Annotated in this window: 26 protein-coding genes; 5 read left to right on the forward strand and 21 right to left on the reverse strand. The window is 47.3% G+C overall.

Annotated features, from left to right (window positions below; translation table 11 throughout):
• Positions 1–14: 14 nt before the first annotated feature.
• The 10 genes from B5D42_RS14120 to B5D42_RS14165 form a co-directional block, all read right to left on the reverse strand.
• Positions 15–1016, reverse strand: coding sequence for a DNA-directed RNA polymerase subunit alpha (locus tag B5D42_RS14120; protein WP_078832169.1), 1002 nt, complete (start codon positions 1014–1016; stop codon positions 15–17).
• A 116-nt stretch (positions 1017–1132) separates the two neighbouring features.
• Positions 1133–1738, reverse strand: coding sequence for a 30S ribosomal protein S4 (gene rpsD, locus B5D42_RS14125; protein WP_078832170.1), 606 nt, complete (start codon positions 1736–1738; stop codon positions 1133–1135).
• Between the two features lie 113 nt (positions 1739–1851).
• Entirely contained in the window at positions 1852–2262 is a 411-nt protein-coding gene (gene rpsK, locus B5D42_RS14130) for a 30S ribosomal protein S11 (RefSeq protein WP_078832171.1), read from the reverse strand.
• A gap of 171 nt (positions 2263–2433) precedes the next feature.
• Positions 2434–2814: a 30S ribosomal protein S13 gene (rpsM, locus tag B5D42_RS14135; protein ID WP_078832172.1), complete on the reverse strand. Its 381-nt coding sequence runs from the start codon at positions 2812–2814 to the stop codon at positions 2434–2436.
• Between the two features lie 64 nt (positions 2815–2878).
• The gene (ykgO, locus tag B5D42_RS14140) at positions 2879–3040 is read right to left on the reverse strand and encodes a type B 50S ribosomal protein L36 (RefSeq protein ID WP_441295785.1); all 162 of its coding nucleotides are present in this window, start codon (positions 3038–3040) and stop codon (positions 2879–2881) included.
• A 4-nt stretch (positions 3041–3044) separates the two neighbouring features.
• On the reverse strand, positions 3045–3263 hold the full coding sequence (infA, locus tag B5D42_RS14145) for a translation initiation factor IF-1 (protein WP_026752042.1): 219 nt from the start codon (positions 3261–3263) through the stop codon (positions 3045–3047).
• 146 nt (positions 3264–3409) lie between these two features.
• Positions 3410–6223 carry a TolB-like translocation protein gene (locus tag B5D42_RS14150; RefSeq protein WP_139367171.1) on the reverse strand — a complete coding sequence of 938 codons (2814 nt, stop codon included), beginning with the start codon at positions 6221–6223 and terminating at the stop codon, positions 3410–3412.
• Between the two features lie 91 nt (positions 6224–6314).
• Complete coding sequence (locus B5D42_RS14155) at positions 6315–7463, reverse strand: TlpA disulfide reductase family protein (RefSeq protein ID WP_078832174.1); 1149 nt, start codon at positions 7461–7463, stop codon at positions 6315–6317.
• A gap of 121 nt (positions 7464–7584) precedes the next feature.
• Positions 7585–7992: a hypothetical protein gene (locus B5D42_RS14160; protein ID WP_078832175.1), complete on the reverse strand. Its 408-nt coding sequence runs from the start codon at positions 7990–7992 to the stop codon at positions 7585–7587.
• Positions 7993–8415: 423 nt separating this feature from the next.
• Positions 8416–9573, reverse strand: coding sequence for a homogentisate 1,2-dioxygenase (locus B5D42_RS14165; protein ID WP_078832176.1), 1158 nt, complete (start codon positions 9571–9573; stop codon positions 8416–8418).
• Between the two features lie 189 nt (positions 9574–9762).
• On the opposite strand from B5D42_RS14165, the gene B5D42_RS14170 reads away from it, so the two are divergent.
• Together B5D42_RS14170 and B5D42_RS14175 are read left to right on the forward strand one after the other, a co-directional pair.
• Complete coding sequence (locus B5D42_RS14170; RefSeq protein ID WP_078832177.1) at positions 9763–10179, forward strand: NUDIX hydrolase; 417 nt, start codon at positions 9763–9765, stop codon at positions 10177–10179.
• Positions 10180–10206: 27 nt separating this feature from the next.
• On the forward strand, positions 10207–10701 hold the full coding sequence (locus B5D42_RS14175; protein WP_078832178.1) for a metallophosphoesterase family protein: 495 nt from the start codon (positions 10207–10209) through the stop codon (positions 10699–10701).
• Positions 10702–10875: 174 nt separating this feature from the next.
• On the opposite strand, the gene B5D42_RS14180 is transcribed toward B5D42_RS14175, so the two are convergent.
• Positions 10876–11604: a LytR/AlgR family response regulator transcription factor gene (locus B5D42_RS14180; protein WP_078832179.1), complete on the reverse strand. Its 729-nt coding sequence runs from the start codon at positions 11602–11604 to the stop codon at positions 10876–10878.
• The gene (locus B5D42_RS14185) at positions 11601–12620 is read right to left on the reverse strand and encodes a sensor histidine kinase (RefSeq protein ID WP_078832180.1); all 1020 of its coding nucleotides are present in this window, start codon (positions 12618–12620) and stop codon (positions 11601–11603) included. The genes B5D42_RS14180 and B5D42_RS14185 overlap by 4 nt, the downstream gene beginning before the upstream one ends.
• A gap of 186 nt (positions 12621–12806) precedes the next feature.
• Between B5D42_RS14185 and B5D42_RS14190 the strand changes: the two genes are divergently transcribed.
• Complete coding sequence (locus B5D42_RS14190) at positions 12807–13574, forward strand: DUF3108 domain-containing protein (RefSeq protein WP_078832181.1); 768 nt, start codon at positions 12807–12809, stop codon at positions 13572–13574.
• Between the two features lie 32 nt (positions 13575–13606).
• Positions 13607–14344 carry a DUF3108 domain-containing protein gene (locus B5D42_RS14195; protein WP_078832182.1) on the forward strand — a complete coding sequence of 246 codons (738 nt, stop codon included), beginning with the start codon at positions 13607–13609 and terminating at the stop codon, positions 14342–14344.
• A 57-nt stretch (positions 14345–14401) separates the two neighbouring features.
• On the opposite strand, the gene B5D42_RS14200 is transcribed toward B5D42_RS14195, so the two are convergent.
• Complete coding sequence (locus B5D42_RS14200; RefSeq protein ID WP_078832183.1) at positions 14402–15760, reverse strand: OmpA family protein; 1359 nt, start codon at positions 15758–15760, stop codon at positions 14402–14404.
• Between the two features lie 78 nt (positions 15761–15838).
• Positions 15839–16291 (reverse strand): septal ring lytic transglycosylase RlpA family protein, encoded by a 453-nt coding sequence (locus tag B5D42_RS14205; RefSeq protein ID WP_078832184.1) that lies wholly within the window; start codon positions 16289–16291, stop codon positions 15839–15841.
• A 355-nt stretch (positions 16292–16646) separates the two neighbouring features.
• On the opposite strand from B5D42_RS14205, the gene B5D42_RS14210 reads away from it, so the two are divergent.
• Entirely contained in the window at positions 16647–17492 is an 846-nt protein-coding gene (locus tag B5D42_RS14210; RefSeq protein ID WP_139367172.1) for a hypothetical protein, read from the forward strand.
• 2 nt (positions 17493–17494) lie between these two features.
• On the opposite strand, the gene B5D42_RS14215 is transcribed toward B5D42_RS14210, so the two are convergent.
• The 7 genes from B5D42_RS14215 to B5D42_RS14245 all read right to left on the reverse strand — a co-directional run bounded on the left by B5D42_RS14215 (position 17495) and on the right by B5D42_RS14245 (position 25136).
• Positions 17495–17791: a thiamine-binding protein gene (locus tag B5D42_RS14215; RefSeq protein WP_078832251.1), complete on the reverse strand. Its 297-nt coding sequence runs from the start codon at positions 17789–17791 to the stop codon at positions 17495–17497.
• Between the two features lie 12 nt (positions 17792–17803).
• A complete protein-coding gene (locus B5D42_RS14220; protein ID WP_078832186.1) occupies positions 17804–18811 on the reverse strand; it encodes a chorismate synthase in 1008 nt (335 codons plus the stop codon).
• Positions 18812–18819: 8 nt separating this feature from the next.
• Positions 18820–20097, reverse strand: a complete 1278-nt coding sequence (gene aroA, locus B5D42_RS14225) for a 3-phosphoshikimate 1-carboxyvinyltransferase (RefSeq protein ID WP_078832187.1) — start codon at positions 20095–20097, stop codon at positions 18820–18822.
• Between the two features lie 8 nt (positions 20098–20105).
• The gene (gene aroB, locus B5D42_RS14230) at positions 20106–21125 is read right to left on the reverse strand and encodes a 3-dehydroquinate synthase (RefSeq protein WP_078832252.1); all 1020 of its coding nucleotides are present in this window, start codon (positions 21123–21125) and stop codon (positions 20106–20108) included.
• 63 nt (positions 21126–21188) lie between these two features.
• Positions 21189–22274 carry a chorismate mutase gene (locus B5D42_RS14235; protein ID WP_078832188.1) on the reverse strand — a complete coding sequence of 362 codons (1086 nt, stop codon included), beginning with the start codon at positions 22272–22274 and terminating at the stop codon, positions 21189–21191.
• Between the two features lie 132 nt (positions 22275–22406).
• Positions 22407–24107, reverse strand: coding sequence for a DEAD/DEAH box helicase (locus B5D42_RS14240; RefSeq protein WP_078832189.1), 1701 nt, complete (start codon positions 24105–24107; stop codon positions 22407–22409).
• Between the two features lie 180 nt (positions 24108–24287).
• Entirely contained in the window at positions 24288–25136 is an 849-nt protein-coding gene (locus B5D42_RS14245) for a prephenate dehydrogenase (protein WP_078832253.1), read from the reverse strand.

Below are 25136 nucleotides of genomic sequence, written 5' to 3' on the forward strand. Positions count from 1 at the left end.
GGCAGGTGGTTTGTTTAGTTGTCCAGGTTATCCAGACCGAGTTTGTTCAGATCCATGCCGAAGCTCAGACCTCTTTCAGTAAGCACCTGCTCAATTTCAGAGAGTGATTTCTGACCGAAGTTCCTGAATTTCATCAGGTCTTCCTGCTCGTACTGAACCAGTTCGCTCAGGCTGTTGATTTTGGCTGCTTTCAGGCAGTTGAAGGCACGTACGGAAAGATCGAGGTCTTCCAGTGGTGTTTTCAATACTTTACGCAGTTGCAGTACATGCTCATCAACAACATCTTCTTTCTTATCTTCTTTGTTATCGAAAGTGATATTCTCGTCTGTGATGATCATCAGGTGCTGGATCAGGATACGTGAAGCCTGTTTAACAGCATCTTCAGGATGGATGGTACCATCTGTAGCCACATCCAGGATCAGTTTCTCGTAATCGGTCCTTTGTTCCACACGATAGTTCTCGATACCGTATTTCACGTTCTTGATCGGGGTATGGATAGAATCGATTGCGATGTATCCGAAAGGAGCATCTTTGATCTTGTTCTCTTCAGCCGGAACATAGCCACGTCCTTTGGAGATGGTCAGTTCGATATCCATTTTAGCGGTAGGATCCATGGTGCAGATCACCAGTTCAGGATTCATTACCTGGAAGTTCTGAGACAGCTCACCGATCATACCGGCAGTGAATTCAGAACGGCCTTTAATGGATAAAGCGATCTTTTCGTTGGCTACATCGTGCTCTACATGCTTCTTGAAACGCACCTGCTTCAGGTTGAGGATGATTTCGGTAACATCTTCTGTTACACCTTTCATAGTAGCAAACTCGTGGTCTACACCTTCGATTTTGATACCAACGATAGCAAAACCTTCCAGAGAGCTCAGTAACACCCTGCGAAGAGCGTTTCCGATGGTCAGACCGTAGCCTGGCTCGAGAGGGCGGAATTCAAATTGTCCTTCAAAATCTGTTGCTTTTTGTAAAACGATCTTGTCAGGCTTCTGAAAGCTTAATATGGCCATATTAAAACTTGTTTTTTACGGGTTTGTTGCCCTTTACCTTCCGGCTCCGGGATAATGGGTTTTCGTAATCCGCAAACCGGCAACAGCTTATACTGCTACCGGCTTACGTTCCACGATTATTTAGAGTACAACTCAACGATCAGCTGCTCCTTGATGTTCTCAGGAACGCTTTCACGCTCAGGGTATGTAATGAATGTGCCTTTTTTGTCACCTTCATTCCAGTCTAACCAGCTGAATTTAGGATTTTTTCCGCGGCTCTTGCTGGTTACTGAAGAATTATCAGCGCTTTTCGCCTTGTAAGCGATCACATCACCTGGTTTGCAGGAGTAAGAAGGTACGTTCATTACTTCACCGTTCACAGTGATATGTTTGTGGCTTACCAGCTGCCTTGCTTCAGGACGGCTTGCAGTAAGTCCCATACGGAATACTGTATTGTCCAGACGCGCTTCCAGTAATTTGATCAGGTTTTCACCGGTTACACCTTTCAGACGCTGCGCTTCTTCAAAGGTTTTACGGAACTGGCGCTCCAGCAATCCGTAAGTATATTTTGCTTTTTGTTTCTCTCTTAACTGCAGTGCGTATTCACCCAGTGTTTTACGCTTACGTGCCGCTCCGTGCTGACCGGGAGGGTTGCTGTTCTTTCCGAGCCATTTGCCATTGCCTAAGATCGGCTCACCGAAGATTCTTGAGATTTTGGTCTTGGGACCTGTGTAACGTGCCATTTGTTTTGTTTTGCGATTTTTTAGTGTCGATGCATCATCCTAAAAATCTAAAATCAATGATGCATCCTTGATTATAATAATGCTGAAGTTGCCGGTTAAGGCTGTTTCAACGATTAAACCCTACGTTGTTTAGGAGGACGACAGCCGTTGTGCGGTAAAGGAGTAACGTCTTTGATAGAAGTTACTTCAACGCCAGACTGAGCGATAGAACGGATCGCACCTTCGCGGCCGGCACCCGGGCCTTTCACGAATACGTCAACACGTTTCAGGCCAGCTTCCAGTGCAACTTTTGCTGCATCTGCCGCTGCCATCTGAGCTGCATACGGAGTGTTCTTTTTAGAACCCCTGAAGCCCATTTTACCTGCGCTGCTCCAGCTGATAACCTGGCCAGACTTATTGGTAAAGCTGATAATGATGTTGTTGAATGTTGCTGAGATACGCACTTCACCGGCTGCATCTACTTTTACGATCCTTTTCTTGGCAGCAGCTTTTGCACTGTTCTGCGCTTTTTGTGGTTTTGCCATGTTTGCTTTTTGAGGTAATCATCCCGGCTCTACGGGAATGGTTTAACAATGAAAAATCCCGATCAGCTCGGGAACCGCTTCACTCTCCTTCCCGATCATATCGGGAGATCCAAGCTGAACCGGATTTTATAAAGAAGTCGTGAGCACCTTATGATACTCACGACTCAATTATTATTTCTTAGCTGCCTTCTTCTTACCGGCAACTGTCTTACGCTTACCTTTCCTTGTACGGCTGTTGGTTTTAGTACGCTGACCACGAACCGGCAGACCTTTACGGTGACGGAGACCACGGTAGCAGGCGATATCCAGCAGACGCTTGATATTCATAGAAACCTCACTACGCAGCGCACCCTCAACCTTGAATTCTGCATTGATGATGTTACGGATAGCAGTCTGCTCGTCATCATTCCACTGGTTTACTTTCTTATCGAAATCAATACCAGCTTTGGTTAAAATATACTGAGCAGTTGAGCGACCGATACCAAAAATGTAGGTCAGACCAATCTCGCCTCTTTTGTTCTTTGGTAAGTCAATACCGGCAATACGAGCCATATTAAATTAAAATTTTAAACTTTTAAATGAGCTGAACGCATCATCCCATGCGATCAACGGATAATTACCCCTGACGTTGCTTATAACGAGGGTTTTTCTTGTTGATTACATACAACTTCCCCTTCCTCTTCACGATCTTGCAATCTGCACTACGTTTTTTGATAGAAGCTCTGACTTTCATTGCGTTGTTTTTTGCGCTTTCCCGCCAGGTGTCTCCACCCGGCATTTAATTATTTGTACCTGAATATGATCCTTCCCCTGCTCAGATCGTATGGACTCATCTCTACTCCCACTTTATCACCAGGCAAAATCCTGATATAGTGCATCCTCATTTTACCTGAGATGGTTGCCAGTATTTCGTGGCCGTTTTCCAACTTCACCCTGAACATAGCATTGCTCAGAGCTTCCAGTATTACGCCATCTTGTTTAATCAGTGGTTGTTTTGACATACGATTTTTGGGGCTGCAAAGATATTAAAATGCAACCGAAATATGAAAATTTCGTGTAAAAAAAACTGAAAAATGTGGAAAACTGCTTAAAAAGCCTGTTTTCCGGGTGCAAATATACATGAAATCAATCATTTATTTACCCCTGATCACCTGAACAAGGTTACGGGCAGGATAAATTCCCAGACGTCGGGCCGGGTAACCCCTACGTATTCCCTGTTCAGCAGCCTGCTGTAACGCAATCCGAAAGTAACCGGCTGCTGGTTCCACCAGCGTGTATCCAGGTACAATTCCCCGCCTGCCGTTCCGAACGGGTAAACAATCCCCGTTCGCAGGCTTTTCCCTTCGGTATAATCATAAAATGCATTTGCACGGATCCGCTTTATATAAACGATCTGCCCGAAGCCTGCATCCGGGTAAGCCAGTGTAAAATGATAGTTTATTCCCAGCTTCCAGCTTCTCGGGAAATCTATCCCCCGGTATCCACGCGAAAAAGGGAAATTGTTATCGAAATAATATTGCTGCATCGTATCCCTGCCCTGTACCGCTCCGGTAATCACCAGACTATGACCCGGCATCATTCCCGGCAGGTATACCGCTGCTGTTGCCATGGCCTGCCTGGCTTCGTATTTACTGATGATGGAACGGTATTGCAATCCGAGCGCATGACCCCAGCGCGGGTATATATGCTGCACGGCCTGCTGCACCTGGCTGCTATACTGCAGTCTTGTTTCGAGGTAGTTGAAATCTGCATTGCGGAAAATTGTTTTTGCCACACCGGTCCAGCGCTGCTGCTCCGTATTCAGTGTTGCCTGCAGCGTGAGATTACTGAAGCGTTTATTGGCCGTAAGATTCAATGGCAACCGCAGACCTGCATAAGCTGTCAGTTCATTCCAGTTCACCAGCGATGTTGCTGTGGGTGATGTGGCCGCAAGTCCGCTCCGCTGCCAGGTATGCCTCACTCCGAAAAGCGGCTGCAGGAAAGTTCCGCCGTAAATACCGGTATAGGAAGCTGCATGACTTTGTTCGTTGCTGTTATAGATATATGCCAGTTCCGAACGGAAGGTATTCAGTACATTTTCACCATAAACAGTAAAAGAATATTCGGGATGATCGTAGTAAGGCCGCCAGCTGTGCAGGTTCAGCAGGTTATATCCTTTTTTATAAGGCATCACCGTTCTTTCCGGGAAAACTGCCGTATCGAATAAATGATGCAACGACCGGTTATAGGCCGCAGGCACATAAGCTGCCGACAGTTCATCTTCAAACACGACCCTCTCCCATAATGCAGGGATGCCTGCGAGCCGGTAGCCATCGGCAGTAAAGGCAGAAGCCACTACACGGTTACCGGTAACCGTGCCCTGGTATAAGCCTGCCGAATAAGATGCCATCCTGAAAGGGCCTTCCGCAGGCTGGCGGTCTATCAGCGCCCAGATCTCATCCCTGCCTTTATACGTGGTTGTAAATACCAGGGTATCGCCCTGCACTTGCAGGAAGCCGATGATGCGGTTACTGAACGGAAGCAGTGTTTCTTCCTTTCCCGAACCCAGTTGTGTTTTTCTGAGTGCCATCGCTCCCTGTCCGTTCCTCGTTATCCAGTAAACAGCCCGGTCGTTCGCAGAAAATTTAGGGTATGAAAAGACCTGGCCTTCCCCTTTTATGATGGTTTCGGGTATCCCGTCCTTTACCTCTATCAGTACGAGGCTGGCCGAATCGGAACCACTTTGCGCTGCCACTATTTTATCACCTGCATGTGAGATATCAGGGGAGAAATACGCGCCGGGATTACCCACTTTTATACGGCGGTCATTTTTTATATCATAAATGTTTACCTGGTTATGATCTGTATTCCCCCAGCGGAGATCGGGTTTCCAGGTGCAGTATGCCATGCGTTCGTTATTGTAGGAATAATAATTATCCACTGCGATGCCTCTTACTGCAATGCGCTGCTCTTTCCTGTCTGAGCCAATACGGTACCAGGCAGGGATCCGGTCATAGCCGCTTTTCAGCACGATCAGCGATCCGTCTTTCGTTATATAGGGATAATTATAATTGATTACCTTATTCCGGTCTGCAGGCGTGAGCCAGTCAGGTGCCGGTGTTTTTTCCTTTTCCCATTGTTGCCGGTAATAGCCGAGGGCTTCATTCACGAAGCGATCAAACGGTAACCCCGTATGTCGTTTAACAGCACCCTGGAAAGGATAAAAAAGAGGTTTGAACCGGACTGCATCCGCAGTAACAGATTTCCAGATATCATTTCCGAAACGGTTGCGGCCATAAGCTACCAGCAGGTAACCGAGATTGTAATGATCGGGCACATAATTCTTATAGGAGCCGTTGCGCAGTTTCATGTAATTATAACTATAGCCCGACTCCATCAGAGAACGGTAACCCGCAAAGAAAAGGGGCAGTGTTCCCCTGCCCTGCCCTGTAAAAGAAGTTTCATTGAACACGGCATCCCCTTCAAAAAACCAGTCGGGCACCGCTGCTGCATTGGCTACAGCCTGTCCTTCTTCGCCAAAAACGAAGGAAGCGACCCGCGACAACCCTTCCCTGAAATTACCATATTGCTGTGCGTGCCTGAATTCGTGTACGGAAAGGCTCACCTGCGGATCAACCGCACCCAGTTCAAATGCATTCTGTACCGGCGCCATGTAAAATTCACTCCGGTAAGGAGCGAGTGCCACAAAACCATTCGAGACCTGGGTTTTGTTCTGCAGCACAATATTGATCTTGCGCAGCGTGCTGCCGATCCCCGAAGTATGGTTTTTCTGCAGTTCATGCACCACGGAAGCGATACGCTGCGCTTTTCCGGCCGCCTGTTCCGGGAAGATGATACGCGCCGTATCGGAATTGATCTGCATCCATTTTATTCCAGGCCTGTTGCCACCGAACTGTTGCGCCCGGAGCGCTGTAAAACAGATACAGGCCAGCTGCAAAAACATTATACGACGCAGGAACATGCTTTTATTTTTGAAGATAAGCAAAGGATGTTAAAGCAAAAAGGTGTTGCTTATGCAACACCTCCGGTTTTCATGTATATCGGACTTATCCTTATGGTAACAGTTCGGCCAGTTTCTTCTTCAGGTCTTCGCCCCTGAGATTCTTCGCCACGATCTTGCCGTCGCGGTCGAGCAGCAGGTTGGCAGGGATAGCCCTGATACCGTATAATTTGGCTACTTCATTGTCCCAGTACTTGAGGTCTGAAACATGGGTCCAGGTAAGGTTATCGTCGTGAATCGCTTTCAGCCATTTGTCTTTCGCATCCGGCTGATCCAGGCTTACGCCGAGTACGGTAAAGCCTTTGTCTTTATAGGCCTGGTAGGTTTTAACCACGTTCGGGTTTTCCGCGCGGCATGGTCCGCACCAGCTTGCCCAGAAATCTACCAGCAGGTATTTGCCTTTTAATGAAGAAAGAGCTACGGGTTTACCCAGTGTGTCGTTCTGCACAAATTCCAGCGCCGGCCTGCCGATCGCCGTTTTTTTGCTGATCTCAACACGGTCTGCCAGGCTCTTTCCCGAAGCAGAATTTTTATTCTCCGGAGAAAGTGAGTTCAGGAGTTTTTCAATTTCATACGGCTCGTTAATGTCATAGCCAGCATACTGCGTAACTGCGTACAGCGCAATGGGTGATGACGGATTTGCCTTTACATATTTCAGGTATTCCTGTTTGCTTTCTTTCTGGATGTTCTGAATCTTGCCAACTACTGCACTTTTCGCGTCTTCGTTCTTTTCAGAATTGGCTTTCATATACTCAGGCATCAGTGCATCTATTCTGGCGTTATATGGTTTCAGCGCCGCATTGATCTTTACATATTCATCATGCGCGGCAGATCCTTTCACCGAGATATTGCTGAAAGAATCTACGGAACTGATATCGATTTTTGCAGGCGAAAGATATACCGCTGCATAATCACGTGATGTACGTATTTTGCGTGGTGTACCGTCTGTATTAGGCTCGTATTTCACACGTAAAGTTGCCAGGCCCGGCTCTGCTATTTTGCCTGCGAAGTGGTATTTACTATCCGCAGTTGCCTGTACGCTGTCTGTTACATTTTTGCCTTCTGCACCACGGTAAGTGAGGTATACCCATTTTACCGGCAGTTCAACACGATAATTCCCGTCTACCGAAAAAGCTCCGCCTTGTTGTGCGGCTGCGCCCAGAGAGATCAACAAAGCCGATGCGGCCCATATTTTTTTCATATTCCTGTTTTGATTTAAAAGTCTACAAATATAGTGGACTACAAAATATACTTCCAATTTTTCTTTTAAACAGGAACCCGCTGTTGCGGGTTCCCGGTTGAAACAATATAAACTGCAGTGATCAGAATACAGCTTCGCGGGTAAGATGTACTTTGGTCATGTCGAGATAATGATTCTGCAGCTGGTGGATGAAATGCACATCGGGATGATGCCGGCGGTCTTCGCGGTACCACATTTCAATGTGCGAAAAGTCATCTGCCGACGGTGCAACGATCCTGAACGGTCCTTTCATGTACTTTACAGTACCATCGTCATTAGGTTGCCTGGAGAAATTAAGCGCCATCAGCGATGCCTCATTCAGCGGAATAGGGAAAAGATGCTCCTCATCGAACCAGAACTCCTGCACATCTGTTTGTACGCAGACCTGCTTTTCAGAACTGTTCAGTCTTACAACTTCACCTTCCCATTCTTTGCCTTCATACGCTGCACGAACATAGTCTCCGATTTTAATCTCATTGAATTTGATCATATAGCAATGCATTTTATTGGCTATAAGTTACGACTTTTCTGGATATGGTGAGGATTATTATAAAGGGAGCTACGCTTGGGTGAGGGGGAGCTATACTTGAGTGAGGGCGAAGTGGGGAAGCTGCGCTTCGGTGAGGGGAGCTATACTTGAGTGAGGGCGAAGTGAGGGGAAGCTGCGCTTCGGTGAGGGGGAGCTATACTTGAGTGAGGGCGAAGTGGGGGGAAGCTGCGCTTCGGTGAGGGGGAGCTATACTTGAGTGAGGGCGAAGTGGGGGGAAGCTGCGCTTCGGTGAGGGGAGCTATACTTGAGTGAGGGCGAAGTGGGGGAAGCTGCGCTTCGGTGAGGGGGGAGGCAGGGCGCTGTTGCCCCGATCCTCCTCACCCCTCACCCATCCTCACTTCGCCCTCACTCCCACTCCCACTCCTACTCCGCCCAGCTCATCGTATACCCTTGATTTTCGATCTCGAGTGCTTCCTGGGTTAACTGCAGAGGATGAAATGTATCTACCATCACCGCAAGCTCCGCTGTTTCTTTTTTACCGATACTTTTCTCCACTGCGCCGGGATGCGGTCCGTGGGGTATACCGGCGGGGTGCAGTGTGATCATGCCCCTTGTTACATTTTTGCGGCTCATGAAATCGCCATCTACATAATACAGCACTTCATCGCTGTCGATATTGCTGTGATTGTAAGGTGCAGGAATGGCCTGTGGATGATAATCATATAATCTCGGGCAGAAGCTGCATACCACAAAATTGTTCGCTTCGAAAGTCTGGTGCACCGGCGGTGGCTGGTGAACCCGGCCGGTGATGGGTTCAAAATCATGTATACTGAAAGCGAAGGGATAGCAGCAGCCATCCCAGCCTGCCACATCGAAAGGATGGTGTGCATAATGCAGGCCGTACAACATTCCTTTCTTTTTCACTTTGATCAGGAAGTCGCCGGCTTCATCAATTGCTTCGAACCATTCCGGTGTGCGGATATCGCGTTCGCAAAAAGGCGAATGTTCGAGCAGTTGGCCGTAACGCCCCTGGTAACGGCGGGGATACCTGATAGGACTGAAACTTTCCACGATGAAAAGACGGTTATCCGCTCCATCGAATTCGATCCGGTAAATGGTGCCGCGCGGGATCACGAGGTAGTCGCCGTATGCGAATGTAAGCTGTCCGTATTGTGTGATCAGCCTGCCGCTGCCTTCATGCACAAAGATCATTTCATCTGCATCGGCGTTTTTAAAGAAATATCCGTTCATGCTTTCCTGCGGTGCAGCCAGCACGATATGACAATCGTTGTTAACGAGTACTGCTTTACGGCTCTGCAGGTAGTCCTGCTGTGGTTTGATATGAAATCCTTCAAAACTGCGGTGTTTGAGCATTTTCTCTTCAGCTACCCGGGGCATTATATTAACAGGTTCATCTGTATGTATGATCTGTGTGGGCGGATGAATATGATAGAGCAGGGAATAATCGTTACTGAATCCTTCTGTAGAAAACAATTGTTCGGAATAAAGACCGCCATCGGGCTTGCGGAACTGGGTATGACGTTTATGCGGAACCGATCCGCGTATCTGGTAATGTGGCATGGGAATACATTTTAATACTGGTAAAAATCAATACATGAGTGTGACAAGGCTGTGGTAAGATTACTTAGACAGCTGCAGTGAGAGCATGAGAAAATAATACTTCCACACTCTTTTATCGATCCAGTAGGTGAAATTGCGGTGAAATGGCATATTGTTGCAATCTGATATAAATGTACTTTAATTTCAGTTATGAGCAGCGTTAAAAAACTACATACAAGCGGCCTGGTTGTGCTCCGTAACCGGAAGCTGCTCCTGGCTTTCAGCAATAAGAAAAAAGCATTTTACCTGCCGGGTGGCAAAACAGAGAATGACGAAACAGCTGAACTTTCGCTGATCAGGGAAATCCGCGAAGAACTCTCGCTGAACCTCGAACCAGGCATGCTGCATTATTACTGCCATATTTCCGCACCGGCTTACGGGGAAACGGAAGGCATACAAATGGAACAGGAATGTTTTTTATGTGATCTGCTGCAGGAGCCTGTTGCTGCTGCAGAGATCGGATCGATCCGTTATTTCAGCCTGGCCGATTATGAACAGGAACCCTGCCAGGTACCCGGGGTACTGCTCGTTTTCGAACAATTGAAAAAAGATGATCTTGCAGATTAACCTGCATCATTTTCAACAGCTTAATGTATGATGAAGATCGGCCTGATATCTGATACGCACAGTTTTCTCGACGAAGCTGTATTCAGTCATTTTTCTGATTGTGATGAAATCTGGCACGCCGGTGATTTCGGCGATATGCAGGTAGCGGATGCATTACGCGCCTTCAAGCCATTACGCGGCGTTTATGGCAATATAGACGACAGGGAAATCAGGAACGAATATCCTGAACTACTGGAATGGAAATGTGAAGCCGTATCCGTTATGATGCTGCATATCGGCGGCTATCCGCCAAGGTACAATACACAGGCAAAAAAACTGATCAGGGAAAGAAAACCGCAACTTTTTATCAGCGGCCATTCCCATATCCTGCGCGTGATGTACGACCCGGCAGTGGAATGCCTATATATGAACCCGGGTGCTGCCGGCAGACAAGGCTGGCATACCATGCGCACGCTGATCCGCTTTGTGATCGACGGGAAAGATATACGGGATTGCAGGATCATAGAATTAGGCAGGCGTTGATTCGCAGAGTCCCCTTCGGGAGACATCTGCGAGGGGCATGTATGCGGGAGACATCTGCGAGGGACATGTATGCGGGAGACATCTGCGAGGGACATGTATGCGGGAGACGTCTGCACGGACAAGAATGCGGGAGACGTCTGTCTCACTTTCGGCCCTCTATCCTCCTATCTTCCATCACACCAGATAATGCCTGATCCTCGTCATAAAACCATCACGGTAACCTGCACTTACGGGTAATACGGTACCCGCTACGGTAACACTTGCTGCATCGGCACTGCTGACATGGTTCATGTTCACGATATAAGAGTTGTGCACTCGCACAAAAGACGCCGGAAGCAACAGTGCCATTTCCTTCATCCGCTTATAAACCAGTACTTTTTCTTTACCAGTATCGATGCGCAGGTATTCTTTCATGGCTTCTATATACCTGATCTCACTGAACTGTATCTTGTGCAGCTGGCGGCCGCTTTTCACAAACATATGATCGGCACTGGTTTCTTCCGGTGCGGGTTCTGCAACAACACTACCCTCTCCTGCCGGTGCCGGCAATGAAGCACGCAATTTGCTGACTGCCTGCATAAACCGCCTGAAAGTAACGGGTTTGAGCAGGTAATCGATCACATGAAATTCAAAACTATCCAGCGCATAATCCGAGTAGGCTGTAGTAAAAATGATCTTCTGATCGGGGGCAATCATGGCTGCCATTTCGAGTCCGCTCAGTAAAGGCATGTTGATATCGAGAAAGATCACATCCACTTTATTGGTGGCCAGAAAAGCCAGTGCTTCTCCGGCATCGTAACAACAGGAACGGAGATCGAGCAGGGCCGTTTTGCCAATATGATCTTCCAGCAGCTGCATGGCATGCGGCTCATCTTCTACGATCATGCAGGTGATCCTGTTCACAACGGAAAGTTTAAGTAAGAAAAATGATGCTGACCTTTTACCGACGTTTCCAGCGAAAAATCCGGCCCGTATAAAAGTTCCAGCCGGCTGCGCAGGTTGCTTAATCCCAAGCCGCCTGTCTGCCCGTTTACCGGCAGTTGCAGGTAAAGATTTTCAACTGTGATATACAACCGTTTGTCTTTTCGTTCAACCGTCAGTTCTATAAAATTATCTTCCCTGCGTTTATCAATGCCATGTTTGAACACATTTTCCACCAGCGGTATCAGTAACATCGGCGGTACGGATACCTGGCTGAGTATTTCTTCATTTACATTAAGTGAGATCCGCATCGGATAACGCATGCGCATTTCTTCCAGGTTGATATAATTGCGGATGAACAGCAATTCATCTTTCAGTTCGATCTGCTGCTTCGGCGCCTCGTCTACAAAATAACGCATGATATCGGACAGCTTTTCCAGCAATGCTGCCGTTGCAGGTGATTCTCGTTGCGCTATAAAATAAATGTTGTTCAGGGTATTGAAGAGAAAATGCGGCTGTACCTGTGCTTTCAGCAAACCCAGTTCAGCTTCGGCCTGTTTCTTCTGCAGCTGCTCCTGCTTCTGGCGCAGCCTGAAATACCTGAGGGTGATGTAGAACAGCACACTTGCAAAATAGATCAGCGCCATAGACGTGAAGGACGATAATACATTGCTCCATTTAAAAGGTTCCGGCTTCTTTGCGTAAAATGTATTGTAGATGGTGGTCAAAGCTGTGTACTTATATGCGGCAACAATACCAAGCATCAGCAATACGAGCAGCACATAGACCAGTCTTCGTTTCCGTTCATAAAACACCGGTATCAGTACCAGGGCATTGAGGTAAACCACGCATACATTGGCAGAGACATTGATGGCCGAGTAGCTGAGTGCCTGTGATAATACATCATACTGGAGCAGCGACAATACATTGATCGCAAACAATAACAGCCAGATCATCCATTGGATCCGGCCCAGTGGCAGTTGCTTCTGTTCCGTCATAATTTCAAAAATAGTTATTCAGCACAGGGTAATGCATGCAGTTTCAACCGATGGGCCTGATTTTTAAACCGATGACCGGATTAAAAAAATCATTCATTGTATTGAACGAAAACTTCCATCCATTGAATGAACAAGCATGCATTTAAAGATACAGTCCAATTTCGGTATTCATTAATACCCTACTTTATGAAAAAACTGATCCCTGCAGTATGTTTACTGCTCAGCACATTTTCACTCAAAGCTTCGGATACCGTGTATGTGAAAGCTTCCGATCTGAATACCCGCGTATTGATACCCGGCACCCACCGCTGGCTTGTTTATTTTAAAATGGGCAAAGACAGTACCCGCAAACTCTATTCGCTGTGGACCCGCAAAATTGATCTGCTTCAGTACGAAGGCCGTAATGCGATCAGTGTTACTCAGGAATGGGAAGACAAAGACAGTGTAAGCCATACTGCTTATACGGTATGCGACAGTAAAGATTTCTCTACGCTGTACCACGAGAGCTGGTGGAAACAGACCGGTAAGGCAACTTTCGATTTCCTGAAAAAAGAAATGACGATCGGCGGTAAAAAAACGGATGCTGCCGATAAAGATTCCGTGAACCTGAAACGTTTCTCTGCCTTCACCAAAGCCACAGGCGAGTATTTCCTGAACTGGCACCTCGATCTGGAAGTGTTTCCACAGCTGCCGTTCCGCAATAACACCACGTTCATGATCAACTATTACGATCCGGGTTTCAGTGCACCACAAAAAGTGCCCTATACCGTTACAGGAAGTGCTGCGCTTACCGGTTATGATCAGCAGAAAGTGGACTGCTGGCTGCTGGAACACAACAGCAAGAACAATCATGAAGTATTCTGGATCAGCAAGAAAACCCGTGAGGTACTGAAACTGGAGCAGGAGTTTGCCGGACGTTACAGGTATAAGATCAAACTCGGTTTCAGTATGTAATAACAAAACAGTTCATTCCAATCATTCACTCCATGAAATATCTTTTATTCTTCCTGTTGACGCCGTTGTTCAGCATAGCAGGCAAAACAGATACGCTACACCTGGGGCAGACTCTGCCTTTACGCAACATACAGCCGCAACAATCGCAATACCTGCTGTACTGGGAAATGCCCGACGGCAAGACAAAATTTGTTGCGCTTGAAACAAGAACGGTAAGTACTATAACGCTTGCGGGTAAAGCTGTTTACATCTTTATCCAGCAATACAGTAATGAGAAAGGTACCGATTACGATACCAGCTTTTTCGATGCCAAAACGTTGATGCCTCTGCAATACCGGTCCGATATTGCCAGTGCCGGGTATAAGGAGTCGATAGATTTCAACGGCACATCGGTTCGTACTACTATTCGTTATGCCGATTCGGTAATCCGGCAAGACAAAGAAGTTCCGCTTTCCCTGCTCGCTCCTATGGAAGACCTGATCTTTTCTTTATTACCATTGAAAGAAGGTTACCAGGCCACCTACCGGTCACTAAATCCCGGTAAGAATCATTTTGAGTTCTTTACTTCTCTGCAGGTGACCGGGTCAGATACACTTGTTCTTCCAGATCATACTTTACTGCCCTGCTGGAAGGTTACATCGGGGAAAGGTCCATCCATGTCGGTGATCTGGTATTCAAAAAAAGACCAGCAGTTTATCCGCCGTGAATTCCGCAATGCAAAAGGTGTTTTTAAGAAAGTGATGCTTTTCAATACTATTCAACTGCCCTAATGAAGAATGCCGGCGCTGGGCGCCGGCATTCTTTTATAACAATTGTGCTGTTAGCGATTAATAGTATTTCAGCTTCATTTCCACCCTTCTGTTCAGCGCACGGCCTTTTGCAGTCTTGTTATCTGCGATCGGCCTGCTTGATGCGAAACCAGCGGACGTCATACGGGATTCATCAACACCTGCTTTAGACAGGTAATCAAATACCGCTTTCGCACGTTTTTCGCTCAATGGCACGTTGATCTTGTCGCCACCGGTAATATCGGTATGACCTTCAATATCCAGTTTCAGTGCTTTGTCTTCGGCCAGGATAGCAGCAACTTCATCCAGCGCCTTGAATGATTTAGGCATCAGTTTATCGCTGTTGGTTACAAAGAAGATATTCTTCGCGCTGGTATTCACTTTCTTGGTCACTTCTTCTTTTACAACAGGGCAACCGTAGTTTTCTTTTGTACCCGGCACATCAGGGCAACGATCTTCTTCATCGTTTACGCCATCGTTATCCCTGTCTGGTACAGGACAACCCTGGTAACGTGCCACGCCTTTAACGGTAGGGCATTTATCATCTTCATCGTTGATGCCATCGCCATCGGTGTCAGGAACAGGACAACCATCGTATTTAGCGGTTCCTTTAACGGTAGGACATTTATCGTTTTCGTCATTGATGCCATCGCCATCGGTATCAGGAACAGGGCAACCATTGTATTTGGCTGTACCCGGTACATCAGGGCATTTATCCTGGGTATCAGGAATACCATCGCCATCCCTGTCGGTTACAACCGGTGGCGGCGGAGGCGGTGGGGTTACAACTACCGGTGCTGGTTTTTTGCTGGTAAGCGGGGAAGCAACACCGAAAGAATAGGTCAGGTAGTTAACAGCGAGTGATGAAACGGCTGCCTTGTAAGTCATCTGGGCATTCAGGAAAGTTCCTTCGCCGATGTTGAACTGCAGACCTGCACCGGCTGGTGCATATGCTGCAAAATAGGTACCGCCATACATAGAGGCACCGATACCGAACCTCAGGTAAGGCACCATGAAGTATTTATCGGATAATAATTTAACGTTCACATTCGCATCTGTTTCAAGCAGGAAGCGGCTGTTATTCGATTGCTGGATTCCGGATTTAGCGTAGAAAGGATACTTGGTGAATGAACCGCCAAGTGTAGCCATAAAATCAAGATGGTCTGTAATTCCTTCGAAATACTGGATGCTCAGACCGGGGCTCATATCCCGGAGCTTGGTCCATTGCTTGTTATTAAATACAGATCCGATGGAGCTTTTCTCAATGGCTGCAACCGTGTTCATGTCCTGTAAAATAAAATTGATCCCCAGAGTGGGTCTTTTTTTATAAACAGAAACCTGTGAAAATGAAGCAGCAGCCAGTGCAAGTGCAATTGTAGACAAGAACATTTTCTTCATACAGAAGTTTTTAGTTATGAATACAAAAGTACAGGCATTAACTCATTTTTAATAATTATCCTATATCTTGTTTTGCACCTAGTCTATGGTGCCTGCCGGAACCTCCTCCACTTTTACCTTGGTGAGGCCTTTTTTCATGAAGTCGAGCGCTTTTGCAGCAGCGCGGCTGAGGTCTACTACCCGGCCTTTTTTCTTCATTCTCGGGTGCATGCGGTCGTTGATGCGTACAATAACAGAATTCCCGTTATTCAGATTGGTAACACGTACCCAGGTATTCAGCGGCATATGATTGCTGGCAGCTGTGAACTTGCTGTTACGGAAGGTCTCACCCGTGGCGGTTTTGGTACCGTCGAGGTGAGCGCTGTAAAAGCTGGCAATGCCCATATATGTTTTAGTAACTACGGGCGGAGCAACATTAAAATATTCCGGCGCCAGGCAGTAAGAGGTATCGCCGGCCGACGGCAGCTGCTGCGCCTGTAAGCCGGTAATGCCCAAAAAGATGGCAACAAGAAGAGAAATGATTCCTTTCATAATTATATTAACTTCAGGCCTTCAGTGAACTTCCGGCCTGCAAGTTTTGGTTTGTAAGCATTTTCAGCCTGCGGGCTTAAAACTTCTTGCAGGCTTGCCAAACACCATGCCAAAATAGAGGTTAATTTCTTAAAATTTCAATTCGATTAAAAATAATTAATTGATTATCAATATGTTAATAAAAACACCCTCTGATCGAAGAACTAATTCCGGGGTTTGGAATGGCTGGCAGCGGCTGTTTATAGCTGTATTTTTCCTGGCGGGTGTGTTGGTTTTCCAAGGTTGCGGGGCACGCCAAAAAGTCTCATCTCCCCCACAGGCAACTGAAATCCGGCTGGATAATCCGGTAAATCAGGTGATCATAAAAATTGATCTGCCGGTAATGGACCCTGCAAAAAGCACTACACTGGTGTTTTTTGCGCTGCCCAATGGTAATAGTATTGAATGGACCGAGGGTAAGAAAATGGTTGCGGGAGACGACTGGCATTATGATATCCAGCATATCGGTGCCCAGACAAGATACCTCAGGCAGGTAATGAAAGACCAAAACCTGGTAACAGTTTACCTGGCCAACCGGCTTAAAAGCTGGCCTGCCTGGAAAAGGCAAACACCCAACGGACCGGCAGAGATCAGGCGTATTGTTGATTCAGTTACGGGTATGTTCACGGCTTACCAGCCATCGGTTGTACTGAATAGTCATAGTGGCGGCAGTTTTATTTTCGGTTATATAGATGCAGTGAAAACCATTCCTGATATCGTGGAGCGCATCTGTTTTATAGACAGTGATTATGGTTATGAAGATTCAATGCATACCGGCAAACTGGTTCAGTGGCTGAGTGCTTCGGAAAAACATCACCTGAATGTACTCGCTTACAATGACAGTGTGGTGATCTATAACGGCAAGCCGCTTGTGAGCCCTACAGGGGGCACCTGGTACAGGAGCAAACTGATGCAGCAACGTTTAAGCAATAGTTTTCGCTTTGAGCATTCAGCCGATACCGCATTCAGCCGTTTTATCTCACCGGACAAAAGAATTGTCTTTTTACTGAAAGAAAATCCCGAAGGCAAAATCTATCACACCGAACAGGTGGCCAGGAATGGCTTTATCCATACCCTGCTCAGCGGTACAAAATATGAAAAGAAAGCAGGTTACAGTTATTGGGGCAACCGTGTATATGATGCATTCATCAGCGATAAATAAAATTACCGGTACTTATCCGTTTTTTCATCTGCGGTCATATCCCCTGCAGAACGGATCTGGATCTGCAGGCTGGTGATCCATTCAGGACAGCCGCGGTTACACAGGTGTTCATTTACATCCCCTATCACTTTCATAACTTCCGCATAGGTTCCTTCCAGTACTGTTGCAAACGGACCTATATCATGCCTGATACCTGAAAGGCGTATGATATCGATGGCTTCATCCACCCATTCGTACGGATGCCTGTCTGTGGTAAGCGGTAGTAACTGAATGGATGCGTTAACGAGGAAGTTATGCATATGCAATAATGATTAGGATGGTTGAACAGGATTCACCCTGCTGAGCTTTTGTTCCAGCAGCATCAGGTCTGCAAGTACCATAGCTGTCACTGCTTCCAGCACTACCGGTACTCTCAGGGCAATGCAGAGATCATGCCTGCCTTTTACTGAAAACGATTCTATATTGCCGGTTTCCCGGTTCCAGGTATGCTGCTCTTTGGGTGTAGACGATGTGGGTTTCACCGCTATACGGAATACCAGCGGGTTTCCATTGGTGATACCGCCTACTACCCCGCCTGAGTGATTGGTTGCCGTAGTACCTGCTGCGTCGGTAATAGCATCATTGTGATCTGTACCGAACATGCGGGCTGCGGCAAAACCGGTTCCGAACTCTATTCCGCGTATGGCCGGGATGGCGAATACAGCATGACTGATCAGTGATTCAACCGAGTCGAAGAAATGCTCGCCGAGACCAACAGGCAATCCTTTTACAGTGCATTCCACAATCCCGCCGATACTGTCTTTCGCATCGATCGCTTTCTGCAATCCTTTTTCGATATCAGTTTCACCACCAACTTCCAGGATTGTTGATTCAACTGTAATACCAGCCAGCAGTTTCTTTGCAATTACACCGGCTGCTACCAGTGCAACCGTAAGCCGGCCGCTGAAATGGCCGCCGCCTCTGAAATCTTCATAACCGCCATATTTCGCGTGCGCTGTAAAATCTGCATGACCGGGACGGGGTACCGCGCGTTGCTTTTCATAATCGCCGCTGCGCGTATTATTGTTGGCGAAGAGAATTGTAACCGGTGCGCCGGTAGTATGTCCATTGAACAGGCCACTTTTAAATTCCGGCAGATCGTCTTCCTTACGCGGTGTTGTTCCTTTCTGTAATCCGCCTTTGCGGCGTTCGATATCCGTAACAAAATCCGCTGCGTCGAGCGGCAGTCCTGCGGGGCAGCCATCGATCACAATTCCGGCACAATGGCCATGCGATTCGCCAAGGATATGTACACGAAATAAACGTCCGAATGAATTCATATTCTTATTTATTGAATGGTAGTAACTGTTGCTCCCAGTAACTGCAGATGTTCGTAGAAACCGGGATATGATTTATTAATAGCATCGGCTTCAGCAATAACAACCGGTCCGTCGGCTTTTAATGCCGCCACTGCACAGGCCATTGCAATCCGATGATCATGATGGGAGTGCACTTCTGCCTGCTTCAGTTTGCCGGTACCTGTTACCAGCATCAGGTTATCCTGCAGCCTGATCTCTATTCCCAGTTTCCCGAATTCTTCCTGCAACGTAATGGCTCGGTTGCTTTCCTTGTGCGTCAGCCGGTCTGCACCTTCAATCACCGTTGTTCCTTCGCAGTAAGCTGCAAGCGCTACCAGGGGCGGAAAAAGATCCGGGCAATCGGTTGCATCGAAATGGAAGGCTTTCAAAGGTAATGGTCCTACTTCTATTTCATCCTGCCTTACAGAAAGCCTGCACCCTGCAGCAGCTAAAGCCTGCAGAATTGCTTTGTCGGCCTGCGTGGAATCTACCTGTAACCCTTTCACTGTAATATCGCCTGCAATGGCACCGGCCACCAGCAAGAATGCTGCACCGCTCCAGTCGCCTTCCACTGCATAAGTGATCGTTTCAAGAACTGTTTTTTGAGAGGCTGATGTAAAAACGAATTCCTCATAATTCCGGTTTTCCACCTGCCAGCCGAAATCTTCCATCACCCGGAGCGTTAGATCGATATATGGTTTGCTTTTCAGGTCATTTACCTTAATGGTCACATGATCTGCTCCTGCTGCACCATAAGCCATGAGCAGGCCGGTAAGAAACTGCGAGCTCAGTGAACCATCTACCGTTATATCCGCGGGTTGCAATGGTCCTTTGATCACAAGCGGGAGTTTGCCGTTATTTGACTGCGTCTGGACGCCCAGCTGAGGTAATATGTTATCGAAAAAATCCAGGGGACGTGTTAACAGGCTGCCGCTTCCGTTCAGTGTGATCTGTTTTGTTGCAAGCGCTGCTATGGGCGTAAACATCCTGATGCCTAACCCGCTTTCTCCGCAGTTCACTTCATCACTGGCAGGGGCAACGCCAGCCGATACAATCGTAATACTTCCGTCTGCTTCCTGTTTAACAACTGCGCCGAGTTTTTGTATTACATCCAGCGCAGCGAGGTCGTCATTGCTTTTGCCGGGGTTCTGTATCACCGTTTTTCCTTTTCTTACCAACGCTGCGGCACAGGCTCTCTGCATGCTGCTTTTTCCTGCTGCCGCAAGTATGCTTCCGCTGATCCGCGAAGGCGCAACTGATACTATCATTTCCTTTCCTATAATTGTTTTAAAATCTTTTCCAGTTCTGCAAACGCTATGGTCTGCTGCACACCTTTGCCGATATTCTTCAGCAGGATATAACTGATACTGGTCTTTTCTTTTTTCTTGTCTTTCTGCAGTATTTTAAATGCCGCTTCCTTATCGAAAACCGCATAAGTGGGCAGGCCGTACTGTTTCAGTAAAGCCACCAGCTCATCTGTATTTCCGAATCCGTTCAGATGCTGCGAGATAATAGCTGCATAAGTCATCCCGATACTGATTGCCTGTCCGTGACTCAGCTCATACATATTCTCGATCGCATGGCCGAGCGTGTGACCGAAATTGAGCAGTTTTCTTTCGCCCTGCTCAAATTCATCGTTCATCACAACTTTTGTTTTGATCAGCGCATTCTTCTCTATCAGCGTTGCCAGCAAACGATCGTCTTTACGATAGTCTGTAAGTTTACGCTGCTGCAGCTGTCTGAACATGGGTGCATCTTTGATGGCCGCATGTTTGATGATCTCCGCAAAACCGTTCTGCCATTCTGCTCTCGGCAATGTTTTCAGGAATGAATAATCGAACAATAAAAAAGAAGGTTGCCGTATCAGTCCTACCATGTTTTTGTAAACACCTACATCAATCCCGTTCTTACCGCCGATCGATGCGTCTACCATAGCCAGCACGGATGTGGGTACAAATCCGCAGGGAATACCGCGCATGTAAATGCCTGCCACATAACCTGTAATATCTGTGATCACACCGCCGCCTACCCCGATGAGTGTTGTTTTCCGGTCTGCGCCGAGATCGATCAGCTGGTCGATCACCATGTCAACCGTCTGCTGTACTTTGTATTCTTCTCCGGGTTTGAGCACGATGGTGTTCCAGCCGCGGAACTTTTTCTGATGTGCGGCAAACACATGCTCGTCGGTCAGTAGCACCGCCTGTTCCTGTACTACCAGTTTGCCCAGGTCGGCAAAAGCAGCATTGAAATAATAATCTACCGTTGATCGGGAAAATGAAAACTGTTTGTGTTTCATCGGATGGATATAGGGCAACATCTGTACTGCTGTTTACAACAATACAAATGACGCATGACCGGTTTATGAATTCATGATCTTGTTCTGGTGATTGATGCTTTCCATGTGAACGGCATCGAAGTATTTGGTAACAAATTCGCGGCTGAGCCCGAGCTTCTCCCCTTTATCGAATGCTCTTTCGAGGATCGCATTCCAGCGGTTGGTTTGCAGGATCGTGATATCGTTGTCTTTTTTATACTGACCGATCTTATCCGCCACTTTCATACGCTGGCCCAGCAACTGCAGTAATTCATCATCGAGCTGGTTGATCTGCTGGCGCATTTTTTCCATGGCCGCATGCAGTTCTTCGGAATTGATATCTTCTTTTCTCCAGATGATCGAGCTGATCATTTCACCCAGTTTTTCCGGTGTGATCTGCTGTTTGGCATCGCTCCATGCGTTATCGGGGTCGATATGACTTTCGATGATCAGGCCGTCGAAATCGAGATCAATCGCTTTCTGCGCTACATCCATGAGAATATCTCTTCTGCCGCAGATATGCGAAGGATCATTGATCAGCAGCATATCCGGGTTACGGCGCTTCATTTCAATGGCCAGGTGCCACATGGGTGCATTGCGGTATTCGGTATTGCCGTAGGAACTGAACCCGCGGTGGATGAGCCCGATATTACGGATGCCAGCTTTCGCTACACGCTCTACTGCGCCGATCCATAATTCGAGGTCGGGGTTGATGGGGTTTTTGATGAGGACGGGAACATCCACGCCTTTCAGTGCATCAGCTACTTCCTGAACGCTGAACGGGTTCACGGTAGTACGTGCGCCGATCCATAAAACGTCTACATCAAAGTGTAATGCATCTTCTACCTGTTTGCCTGTTGCTACTTCCACAGCTACGGGCAGACCGGAGGCTTTTTTAGCCTGCTGCAGCCAGGGCAGGCCCTTGGTGCCGATGCCTTCAAAACTGCCGGGGCGTGTACGTGGTTTCCAGATACCTGCACGGAGGATATCTACTTTGCCTGTTGCAGCCAGTCTTGTAGCGGTTTGTACAACCTGCTCTTCTGTTTCTGCGCTGCAGGGACCTGAGATGATGAGCGGACGTTTCTGTAAAAGGCCTTCCACTCCTGTTGCCTGTTCGATTGCTTGCTCCATTATTCTGATTGAATGGTTTATTGGTGATGATTACGGTTAAATAATATGTTACCGACCGGCTTATGATAAACAGCTTCTGCAACACATTATTTAACCATCATCGCCCGAACCACCCGATTGAAGGAGCCGGGATTACTCCTCGCCCCTTCTGGGTTTCCGACCGCCACCGGTCTCAGCATCGTTCATGCGTATGCGTCTGCCTTTATAATTCTTTCCGTCGAGGGAACGGATCATCTGCTTTGCTGCGCCTTTGTCTATTTCGATCCAGCTGTTCATGTCTTTCATATCGATACGACCTAATACTTCTTTTTTCAGGTCGCTCATATCGAGAATGAACTGAAGGAAACTTGATTTGTAAAAACCATCCTTGGTACCAAGGTTCACAAAAAGACGGCTGTATCCGCCACCGCCTTTGCTTCTGAATTCATTTTTACCGGCGCCATAAGCATCGTTACGGGAACCTTTTTTGTTGAAGTCGTTCTTACCGCGGTCGCTCCTGTCTCTCTCCCTTACATTGAGATCTTCAGAGTTCTCATAGTATTTGAGGAATCGGTCGAATTCCATCGCAGCAACGCGTTTCAGTACTTCTTCCTTGCTCACGTCTGCAAATTTCTCTGCAAGCATGGGAACATAGGTTTCATAATCGCCGTGGCTGATATCGGCCGACAGCAGTTTATCCATAAAATGGAAGAACTGTTTGCGGCATACATCTTTTCCGCTCGGGATATCCAGCTTATTGAATTTCGAATTGTTGATGCGTTCGATCTGCTTCAGCTTGAACATCTCTTTCGAGTGCACGATCGCGATGCTGATACCCTGGTTACCGGCGCGTCCGGTACGGCCACTGCGGTGGGTATATACTTCAACGTCATCGGGCAGTTCATAGTTGATCACGTGCGTAATGCCCTGAACATCGATCCCGCGGGCAGCCACATCGGTTGCAATGAGTAACTGCAGGCTTTTATCGCGGAATTGTCCCATTACCTTATCACGCTGTGCCTGGGTAAGGTCTCCGTGCAGGGCATCGATATCGTAGCCCTCCCTTGTAAGTCTTTCTGATATCTCCTGCGCGTCCAGTTTGGTACGTGTGAAGATGATACCATAGATACCGGGATTGAAATCGATGATCCTTTTCAGTGTTTCGTAACGGTGGTGTGCAGTTGTTACATAATACTGGTGATCGATGCTTTTGTTGGCCATGTTCACTTTACCAACCGTTACTTCTACCGGATCTTTCATGTAGCGTTTGCTTACTTTACGGATCTCAGGAGGCATGGTAGCACTGAACAGCCAGGTGCTTTCGCGCTTAGGGGTGTTCTGCAGGATGAATTCGATATCTTCCTTGAAGCCCATGTTCAGCATTTCGTCTGCTTCATCGAGTACCACATAGCTGATCTGTTCCAGGTTAATCGCTTTTCTTTCGATCAGGTCTATCAAACGGCCCGGAGTAGCTACTACGATCTGCGTACCTCTTTTCAGGTCGCGGATCTGCAGCCCGATGGAAGCACCACCGTATACAGCCACTACTGAAATAGAAGGCAGGTATTTCTTAAAAAGCTCTATTTCCTTTACGATCTGGAGGCATAATTCCCTGGTAGGACAAACCACCAGTGCCTGCGGATATTTTGCTGCAGCATCGATAAGCTGTAACAAGGGTATGCCAAATGCCGCTGTTTTTCCTGTTCCTGTCTGGGCCAGGCCAATAAAATCCTTTGTACCGCTAAGCAATACGGGGATCGCCTGTTCCTGAATAGCAGTTGGGTTCACATACCCCAACTCGTCGGTTGCCTGAATCAATCTTGCATCAATTCCCAACCCTTCAAATGTCATCATGTATTAAAAAATTTCCTGCAAAGGTACTTTTTATAGGGGGCTTTACAGCTTTTTTGTTTCAATGCGTTCATTTTGAAGCAATTGATGGCAACCAGGCAGCATTATCCTGTTGTTTCTCTGTTATCATAAACCAGTCTGTCAAAGATCATTTTGCAGCAACTGCTGCCACTGCCAGGGCATTTATTTCAGGATCCGCCTGATACCGTTGGCTTTTTCTATCAGTTCTTCCAGGTATGCGTAATTCTCTTTTTCAAGGCTCACTTTGAACTTACGGAGCTGTGAAATATGTTCATTCAGTACATCCAGCACATTATCCCTGTTCTGCATAAAAATGGGTACCCACATGGCCGGGTTGCTTTTGGCCAGCCTCACCGTACTTTCGAAACCACCGCTGGCCAGCTCGAAAATGGCATTCTCTTCGCGTTCTTTTTCAAGTACGGTATTGGCAAGGGCGAAAGATGTGATATGAGATATATGACTTACATAAGCCACATGTACATCGTGCTCTTCCGCATTCATATATACAAGGTGCATTCCGAGCAACCCGTACAATTCTTCGATCAGTGCTACTGCATCGGCATCGCTCTGCTCGCGGTTGCAGATTACGGTGGCTTTATTGGCGAATGCGTGTTTTACTGCGGCTTCAGGGCCGCTGTACTCTGTACCCCACATCGGGTGCGATGCCACGAAACGGCCACGCCTGCTATGCTGGTCGGCAGATTCGCAGATTGTTTTTTTGGTAGATCCCACATCCATGATCACCTGCGTGGTAGCAAGGTCGAGCACTACTGGCAATAATGTTTCCGCTGCATTGATCGGTGTGGCCAGTACCACGAGATCAGAGGTTTCCACTGCTTTATGAAGTGGCAGGATTTCATCTGCGAGCCCGAGCTCCAATGCTTTTTCAGCGTGTGCGGGATTCGATTCAACTCCTATCACTTTGTCCGCAAAGCCTTTTTCGCGAAGTGCCAGTGCCATTGATCCGCCGATCAATCCCATTCCCACGATGCTTACCGTTCTTGTTTTCAT

The sequence above is a fragment of the Sediminibacterium ginsengisoli genome (assembly GCF_900167075.1).
Lineage (GTDB): Bacteria > Bacteroidota > Bacteroidia > Chitinophagales > Chitinophagaceae > Sediminibacterium > Sediminibacterium ginsengisoli.